The sequence below is a fragment of the Epilithonimonas mollis genome (assembly GCF_900142325.1).
GTDB lineage: Bacteria > Bacteroidota > Bacteroidia > Flavobacteriales > Weeksellaceae > Epilithonimonas > Epilithonimonas mollis.
In genome coordinates this window covers 1-3,083 of sequence record NZ_FRAM01000011.1, presented here as the reverse complement: position 1 = coordinate 3,083, position 3,083 = coordinate 1, and the positions used below count along the sequence as shown (strand labels likewise).

Sequence of the window (3,083 nt, the reverse complement as noted above, 5' to 3'; positions counted from 1 at the left end):
TCATAAAGATTGATTATTTTTCAATACTTTTGCTTAACGCTTTAGGGGTATTCTGAAAAGAATTGAGAGAGTCCCTTTGAACCTGATACGGCTTACACCGACGTAGGGAAAAGCAATATGTCATAATTCCTGCTATGGCTGTTGTTCCGGATTTTATCCTAAAGCTTTTGTTTTTAAAAATATTAGAATGGAAAATAATCTCTGGCAACACGTCCTGCAACTAAGAAAACAATCTCCCCTAGTTCTCAATATCACCAACTATGTCGTGATGAATAATACCGCAAATGCCCTTCTGGCAATTGGCGCATCCCCCATTATGGCTCATGCAAAATCTGAAGTGGAAGACCTGGTCAACATTTCTGATTCACTAGTGATAAACATTGGAACACTGGACGAATATTGGGAGGAAGCCATGATTTTGGCATCGCGAAAAGCCAACCAATTACAAAAGCCCTGGATCGTAGATCCCGTAGGCGCAGGTGCAAGTTCCTATCGTGACTCACTTTTAAATAAGCTAATTTATTTAAATCCCACTGTTATCCGTGGCAATGCTTCCGAGATAATTGCTCTTGCAAAGGTTGATAAAATAAACACAAAAGGGGTGGACAGTACAGCGCAGAGTGATGAGGCTGTTGAAGCGGCAAAAATCCTATCGCAAAACTGCAATTCGGTGGTATGTATTTCAGGTGCAACTGATATTATCGTTAGCGGCAATCGAATTATTTATTTGAAAAACGGACATCCAATGATGACAAGAGTTACGGGACTCGGTTGCTCTGCCTCAGCTATTATTGGTGCTTTTATCGGATCCATTGAAAATAAGATGGAAGCCGTAGTTTCCGCAATGTGCCTCATAGGTATTGCAGGACAATTGGCCTCAGAAAAAAGTGCAGGTCCGGGAAGCTTACAGCTACACCTGATTGACAAATTGTATAATATGACTGAAGAGGAATTTTTCATCCATTTAAAGCTGATCGAATGATGACCATATCTCCTTCTTTTCCTTATCAGTTATATTTGGTCATTTCAGAAAAAGATTGTCTCGGTAAAGATTTTCTTAAAGTTGCCGAACAATCAATTTTAGGAGGTGTGGATATTATTCAGCTTCGTGAAAAGAAAGCCTCAACCGAAGATTTTCTTGTTAAAGCTTTAAAACTAAAAGACATCACCGATAAATACAATATTCCACTTATTATCAATGATCATTGTAAAGTGGCTGAAAAAATTAATTCTGCAGGCGTACACGTAGGAAACAATGACAGATCTCCATCAGTTCTTCGAGATCAACAATTCTTGCAAGATAAAATTATCGGATATTCCATTGAATATCTCCATCAGTTGGAAAATGAACATACAAAAGTATCAGACTATTTGGGCATCAGTCCGATATTCAGAACCGATACCAAAAAAGACACCGTTACGGAATGGGGTCTGGATGGCCTATCTCAAATACGATCTTTGACGGATAAGCCATTGGTCGCCATCGGCAATATCAATTTATCAAATGTAAGTTCCGTTATTAAAGCGGGTGCGGACGCAGTGGCTGTTATCTCTGCTATTTGTGCGGCAGAAAATCCAGAAAAAGCCGCTTTTGAACTTAAAAATCAAATACTAAAATGAAAAAATACACCTATCCTTCTGTATTGACAATTGCCGGATTTGACAGCAGTGGCGGTGCCGGTATTCAGGCAGACATAAAGACGATCTCAGCCTTAGGATGTTATGCAACGTCTGTTCTCACTGCACTTCCGGTACAAAATACGATGGGAGTTCGGAAAATATATCCCATTCCGATGGAAGCAGTGGCAGATCAAATTGAAGCAGTGCTGGATGACATTGTTCCCCAGGCCATTAAAATTGGAATGGTTCATACCCCGCAATTGGTTGATACAATTATTGACACTTTGAATAAATACCCAAAGATTCCTATTGTATTTGACCCTGTAATGGTTGCTACCAGTGGTGATCGGTTGATAGAAGAAAAAACAGTCACAGCGATTATCGAAAAATTATTCCCCATTTCGGAGATCATTACACCAAATATGGATGAGGCATCTATAATTGCCGGTATGGAAGTGAAAAATTTGGAAGATATGCGAACTGCAGGAAAAAAGATACTAAGCTCTGGTTGCAAAAACATATTACTAAAAGGTGGACATCAGGAATCTCCAACAGTAACCTCCATATTTTTCGATGAAAAGGGAGATCAATCTTCTTTGGAGACTGAGAAGTTTATCACCAATAATACCCACGGTTCCGGATGCACACTTTCTTCAGCAATCGCTGCCTACCTTGCACGAGGTGAAGAATTATCCACGGCAGTGAAGCTGGGACAACAATATGTTTTTGAGGCAATCAGGAACGGAAAAGATGTAATTACCGGAAATGGTAATGGTCCGCTTAATCACTTTTTTAACCCACATAAACAAATTAAAAATGACTTGGTCTGAATCAACTTGGAAACAAACTGAACATACATATGAATCTATCCTTGAAATGCCTTTCGTTACAGAATTGGCTAAAGGCACTTTGCCAGTAGAAAAATTCCAATTTTATATGGCGCAGGATTCTTTGTATCTTGAACACTTCGGAAGAGCATTGGCATTGATAGCAGCTAGAGCAAACAGTATCAGCCATACTTTAGATTACCTCAAGTACGCTGAAACTGCCATAGTCGTAGAAAATATGCTTCATGAATCCTATTTTAATGATTTCGGAATTACGGAAAAAGGCGAGATACAGCCCGCCTGCCATCATTATGTGCATTACATTAAGAGTACAGCGGCATTGGATTCTGTAGAGATTGCAATGGCTGCAGTACTACCCTGCTTCTGGATCTATAAAAAGGTTGGAGATCATATTTACAACAATTTTAAAATCAAAAATAATCCATATCAAAAGTGGATAGATACTTACGGTGGAGAAGAGTTTTCAAATGCTGTAAAGCAAGCTATCAGGCTATGTGATGAGGTTGCATCGGAAACTACTCCTGCAATCAGACAAAAAATGGAACAAGCCTATGTAACCTCCTCAAGAATGGAATATAAATTCTGGGATGCAGCTTATAATTTAAAAAAATGGAT

The 3,083-nt window shown here is 39.1% G+C and carries 4 protein-coding genes and 1 riboswitch; all 4 genes read left to right on the top strand.

Features of this window, described 5'->3' with window-relative positions:
• Positions 1–33 precede the first annotated feature (33 nt).
• A riboswitch (TPP riboswitch) is annotated at positions 34–126 on the top strand.
• Between the two features lie 61 nt (positions 127–187).
• Entirely contained in the window at positions 188–982 is a 795-nt protein-coding gene (thiM, locus tag BUA97_RS16895) for a hydroxyethylthiazole kinase (protein ID WP_175546232.1), read from the top strand.
• Positions 982–1,620: a thiamine phosphate synthase gene (thiE, locus tag BUA97_RS16890; RefSeq protein ID WP_073000699.1), complete on the top strand. Its 639-nt coding sequence runs from the start codon at positions 982–984 to the stop codon at positions 1,618–1,620. The genes thiM and thiE overlap by 1 nt, the downstream gene beginning before the upstream one ends.
• Positions 1,617–2,450 (top strand): bifunctional hydroxymethylpyrimidine kinase/phosphomethylpyrimidine kinase, encoded by an 834-nt coding sequence (gene thiD / locus BUA97_RS16885; RefSeq protein WP_073000692.1) that lies wholly within the window; start codon positions 1,617–1,619, stop codon positions 2,448–2,450. Before thiE ends, thiD begins: the two co-directional genes overlap by 4 nt.
• A partial coding sequence (tenA, locus tag BUA97_RS16880) for a thiaminase II (RefSeq protein ID WP_073000688.1) occupies positions 2,437–3,083 on the top strand: 647 nt, incomplete at its 3' end. The genes thiD and tenA, both read left to right, overlap by 14 nt.